The organism is Plesiomonas sp. (genome assembly GCF_051650925.1).
GTDB lineage: Bacteria > Pseudomonadota > Gammaproteobacteria > Enterobacterales > CAMTGL01 > Plesiomonas.
On record NZ_JBOFRH010000192.1, the window covers coordinates 1 to 5,283 of the forward strand.

4 protein-coding genes are annotated in these 5,283 nt (G+C 44.5%); all 4 read left to right on the forward strand.

What is annotated here, in order from left to right:
- Positions 1–154: 154 nt before the first annotated feature.
- The 4 genes from ACRC27_RS04700 (at position 155) to macA (ending at position 5,276) form a co-directional block, all read left to right on the forward strand.
- Positions 155–1,243 carry a calcium:proton antiporter gene (locus ACRC27_RS04700; RefSeq protein ID WP_039045016.1) on the forward strand — a complete coding sequence of 363 codons (1,089 nt, stop codon included), beginning with the start codon at positions 155–157 and terminating at the stop codon, positions 1,241–1,243.
- 330 nt (positions 1,244–1,573) lie between these two features.
- Positions 1,574–3,118, forward strand: a complete 1,545-nt coding sequence (locus ACRC27_RS04705; RefSeq protein ID WP_438639302.1) for an EAL domain-containing protein — start codon at positions 1,574–1,576, stop codon at positions 3,116–3,118.
- Between the two features lie 384 nt (positions 3,119–3,502).
- Positions 3,503–3,997: a hypothetical protein gene (locus tag ACRC27_RS04710; protein WP_152118216.1), complete on the forward strand. Its 495-nt coding sequence runs from the start codon at positions 3,503–3,505 to the stop codon at positions 3,995–3,997.
- A gap of 106 nt (positions 3,998–4,103) precedes the next feature.
- Positions 4,104–5,276, forward strand: a complete 1,173-nt coding sequence (gene macA, locus ACRC27_RS04715; RefSeq protein ID WP_438639303.1) for a macrolide transporter subunit MacA — start codon at positions 4,104–4,106, stop codon at positions 5,274–5,276.
- The last annotated feature ends 7 nt before the right edge of the window (positions 5,277–5,283 follow it).

Here is a 5,283-nt window from a genome sequence, read left to right on the forward strand (position 1 = left end):
TTTACGACCGCGGCGATGCAAACTAACTTGTCAAATAGCCAAGAGCGCCCGACATGGGTGACGTATGCGTTTTTGGGAACGTCTATTTCTACTTCGTACATTGCCGTTTTGATCCGTGAACCTTAATTGATGAACGCGCGTTGAGGACAACCTATTGAAACTAAAACTAAAACACTCTTCTCCACTCCTCTCATTAGGTGCATTGGGCATTGTTTATGCTACCGGAAGCGACTCGGCCCTGATGATCGCATTCACGGCCATCGCCTTGATGTACGCGGTATTTTCTGCGGTTTACTATGCTGAGCGAATTGCGCATAAGGTGGGAGAACCGCTGGGCACATTAGTGCTGGCCCTGGCTGTAACGGTCATCGAAGTTGCGCTCATTATCTCTATCATGTTATCCGGTAGTGGCGACGGTAATGCTGGCGATCTCACCTTGGCCAGAGATACCGTGTTCTCTGCTGTAATGATTATTCTTAACGGCATTATCGGCTTTTGCCTGTTCATTGGTGGTGTACGCCATAATGAGCAAGGCTTTCAGGAGCGTGGCGCGAGCACGGCCATTGGAGTTTTGACGGCCTTATGCGTTTTAACCCTCGTCCTCCCGAATTTTACCAGCTCTGCGGATGGTCCGGTGTTTTCATCATCGCAGCTGGCTTTTGCCGGTATTGTGTCGCTGGTTCTATATTTGTCGTTCATTTTTATTCAGACGGTTAAACATAAAGAGTATTTTATGTTTAGTTCGGTTGAAGATGAGGTCAGTATTGAAGAGGAAAGCCATAGCCCTGGTGGCTGGTTAGTCCTAGATATTTTTGCGTTGCTTGTGTGCTTAGTCTCAGTGGTGGGGTTAGCAAAATTGCTTTCTCCGACATTAGAGGCGTTTGTTTCTATCATTGGTGCACCACAAGCGGTTGTGGGGATTATTATTGCCGCCTTGGTATTAATGCCGGAAAGTATTTCCGCATTTCGTGCGGCCAGAGCGAATCAATTACAAACCAGTATGAACCTCGCATTAGGCTCCGCCTTGGCCAGTATTGGGCTAACAATCCCTACTGTTGCAGCAATTTTTATCTATCTGGATCAACCGCTGACTCTGGGGCTGAATACCAAAGAGACAATCATGCTGGCGTTGACTTTATTGGTGAGCACCCAAACCATTAGCACCGGTAAAACAACGCTCATGCAAGGGGTTACCCACATCGTGTTATTTGCTACTTTCTTGTTTATGTCAGTGTTTCCATAACGCCCGGCAATGCACTAGCATGCATAGCAATGATTTATAAAATAGGGCGCCTTTTATGGCGCCTTCTTTTTTGAAAATTCCTGTATATGGGCTTTGACCTTAACTCTCACTGCAAAATGCCGCTGAAACAATTAGAAATATACCGTCAATTGCGTGTCGTTATTTGTTTTTTTTACGCCATTTGATTGTTAATCGGTGTTATTTAATTCAAATGATTAAACCGTTTGAACATGCATTCAGAAAACCTTATGAATTGACATCACAGTTAACGTATACTCGTAAAAAATATCATCCCCTTTGTTTTATTTCTTACTAACTTGCTAAAAAAGAATGATTGAACTCGTTAAAAAAAGTCTGGTTAGTCGTATTTTCATTGCCTTACTTGTTTTCATTCTAATGATTTCGGTCGGATGGATGGCAATTGTATGGCAAGCAAAAACTGAACTAAAACAAGAAACTGAACGTAGGTTGCAGATTGCAATAACCCAGTTTGACTATATTTTTGAGCGAGCGGAACAGGCCGCTAACAATATCGCTTCGTCAGCAGACCTAAGCTGCTCTGATGCCATGCTAAAGAAGATGCTTTATCAGGTAATCACGATTCCTTATGTCAGGAATGTAAATATTGCTTTAGATAATAATATTTATTGCACGATCCTGTCAGGGAAAAAGAATTCTGATTTTGAGCTGGCCAATTATTACGAAGGCAAATTGTATTTGATGAATGGCAGCTCAGTGACGCCTGGCTCGCCGCTGATAGCCTTTCGCCATACAGGGCCTGATAGGCTTGCCGTACTGGTCGGCATTGATGGTTTGTATTTGCATCAGACGCTGAATTTACTCAGCAATCACTTACAAATAGTGGTGCGTATTGGAAATAAGTGGATGACTGCCGATGGCACTGTGCATAGCGGCCCTTTGCCACAGAAGAAAATTACCCAAGTTATGGAGTCGGATCACTACCCGTATGAGGTACTAACGCAGATCTCCAGTCGTAAGCTGCTTTGGTACGCTATCGATAATTCTCATGCTAGTATCGCAGTCTTCATTTTGATTGGGTTGCTGTTCGCGTACATTACTTACCGTTATCTCAGCCGAGTGGTTTCACCGATTAGCATGCTGGCGCGTGCAGTAGCGCAAAATGAGTTTGTCCCTTACATGCAACCGATTGTACGTAGTCAAGACTTTGGTTTGCATGGCTGTGAGATACTGATGCGTTGGCAACATCCGCAATTAGGGTTGATCCCGCCGAATCAGTTCATTCCATTAGCCGAAGAAAGTGCGTTAATTGTACCGATGACGCGTAGCATCATGCATCAGGTGCGTACCATTTTCGCGGCGCAAGAAGCGCTGCTACCGCCCAATTTTCATTTTGGCTTTAATATCAGCTATACCCATTTCAAAAATAAAGACATTGTGACTGATTGCCGTAATTTTCTGGCGGCCTTCCCACAAGGCGCGATCACGCTGGTATTAGAAATAACTGAACGTGAAATGCTCACTGACAATCCCATGACGCGTGAGATTTTCACTGAACTACATGATCTGGGTATTTTATTTGCGTTGGATGATTTTGGCACGGGTAATTCTAGTCTCTCTTACTTGCAAACCTTTCATATTGATGCGTTGAAGATTGACCAAATGTTTATCAAGATGATTGGGGAGAATTCTCCTGCTGAGCATATTGTGAATAACGTGATTGATTTGGCAAACCGTTTGAAACTTATCACTGTTGCTGAGGGGGTTGAAACCATGACGCAAATTCGTCATTTGCAAGCATTGGAGGTTAATTTTTTACAAGGGTATTTCTTTGGTAAACCTGTCACATGCGCAGAATTTATAAAAAAACACATAATTAATAGAATTAATCAGTGATCTGAAATTAGTAGCTATATTACATAACAGTTAGTTTTATATTTTTAAAGATACATCCATAATGTCATATAGCTACGTTGTTTGACATGTATCAACAACAGAATAAATATTCTTCGCATAATACTAATTATGCTTTGGCGTAAGGCTGTTGAGTGCCAAAAAGGAAAAGGATTACATATCATCATGTTATTCTGAGCGTGCTTTGCCGCAAAAGGATCTATTTATAGAGTGAATAGCGCTATTCACCTGCTCATCTATAAACATCAGTAACTCGCAGTAATAATGTCACAGCAAAACCTAATTAACGTAACGGTGTGGCATATATAGAAATACCAGCTACGCTGTAAAGTGACACCCATAAACAAGAAGCTGCGGGATACCATCTTGGCTACAGATACTCATCTCTCATCGCCATCAAAACTGGCGTACCAATTGATTTTTGATCAATCGGGTAAAATTACGCGATGTCATGTTTCAACAGAACATGCTTCGCATGCGACTCAAGCTCTCGTTGCCCCGAGTGAATCAGACGAACCGGTTAAAGACGCACAAGATTTAGACGAGCTATACCAAAGTCTGGATATCATTTTCAATATGTCGATCAAGACGGTTTCTTTTGCCGCTACTCCGGCTTGTTTTCGCTCGGTTTATTTTAAGAAACTGCGCAAGCTGGCAGCCAAAGGCTGCGAGTTAGGTATTTCCTTTATTTTGAAAATCCCAACCACTTCAATACCACATAATGCACTGCAGTCGGTTAAACGACAGGTTAAAAATAGCAATATCGTTGTGCAAGAGTGCCAAGAGGAATCGGCGGATAATACTGAGCGAGCTTCACGTCCCTCTTCGTTGAACTGGTTATACGGCTATACCTCACTATAACCCATACGTCACGACAACCGAAAAGCCCTGCCGGATCTTTGACCTTTCGATTCCGGCATGGCTACCCGTATAATGGCGCATCTCTGTTATATATGATGAATCAACTATGGGTCGCGCAACACCTCGCCGTAAACTCTTCATTGCACTGATTATCTTACTGATTCTGGTGAGTCTTATTTGGGGATTTTGGCCAAGCAGCGATAAGCAGACTTATCTGACCACTACGGTCGCCAAACACCATATTCAGCAAAGTGTACAAGCCACTGGCGTACTGCAAGCCTATGAGCAAGTGGATGTTGGTGCACAGGTCTCCGGGCAAATCACACGCCTGCTGGTAACCGAAGGTCAGCGCGTTAAAAAAGGTGACTTGCTAGCGGAAATAGATCCGAAATTGGCGCAGAACAAACTGTCCGCAGCTGAAGCCGATCTCATCAAAGCACGGGCGACGTTGCAAACCCGCGAGGCGCAGCAACGTCTGAATCTTCTGAATTTACAGCGCCAGCAAAAAATTTATGCACGCCAAGCCGGTTCGCAAACCGATTTGGACAACGCGATCGCCAACGAGGCAGTGAGCCGTGCTGAGGTCAGTACCGCACGGGCAGATATTACCGCCGCAGAAATCAATGTAGAAACGGCAAAAACTGAATTGGGTTATACCCGGATCACGGCGCCGATGGATGGCACAGTACTCAGTTTGGTCGCTAAACAGGGTCAGACTTTGGTGTCGACGCAGCAAGTTCCCACCCTGCTTAAGTTGGCCAATTTGGATACCATGACGGTCAAAGCGCAAATTTCTGAAGCCGATGTTGCGCGGATCCGCGCAGGGATGCCGGTGTATTTCACCCTACTCGGCGATCCAGATACTCGCTATCAGGGCGTGCTGCGCAGTATCGAATTAGCACCCACCAATATTAATGATGCCAATACGGCCACCTCAGGTACCACCAATAATGCCGTTTACTACTACGCACAATTTGAGGTGCCAAACCCCAAACACACATTACGAGTGGCGATGACCGCACAAGTCACCATTGAATTAGGCGAGCGCAACGATGTCTTGACCATTCCTCTGTCGGCAATCACCGGTACGATTAGCGGTGATAAAGCGGAAGTGTATGTCTTAGAAAATGGCAAGAAAGTGGCTCAGCCAATTACCTTAGGCTTGCGTAATGATGTTAATGCCGAAGTCACCAGCGGTTTGCAAGCCGGTGATGAAGTGATTATTGGCAGTGAATTGCCAACCTCAAACGGTATGCCATCAGATGAGGAGAATCGCTGATGCAGCC

What these genes read in the sequence shown, in the direction of transcription:
- ACRC27_RS04705 (WP_438639302.1), top strand. Translation starts at nt 1,574, where the DNA reads ATGATTGAACTCGTTAAAAAAAGTCTGGTTAGTCGTATTTTCATTGCC.
- macA (WP_438639303.1), top strand. Translation starts at nt 4,104, where the DNA reads ATGGGTCGCGCAACACCTCGCCGTAAACTCTTCATTGCACTGATTATC.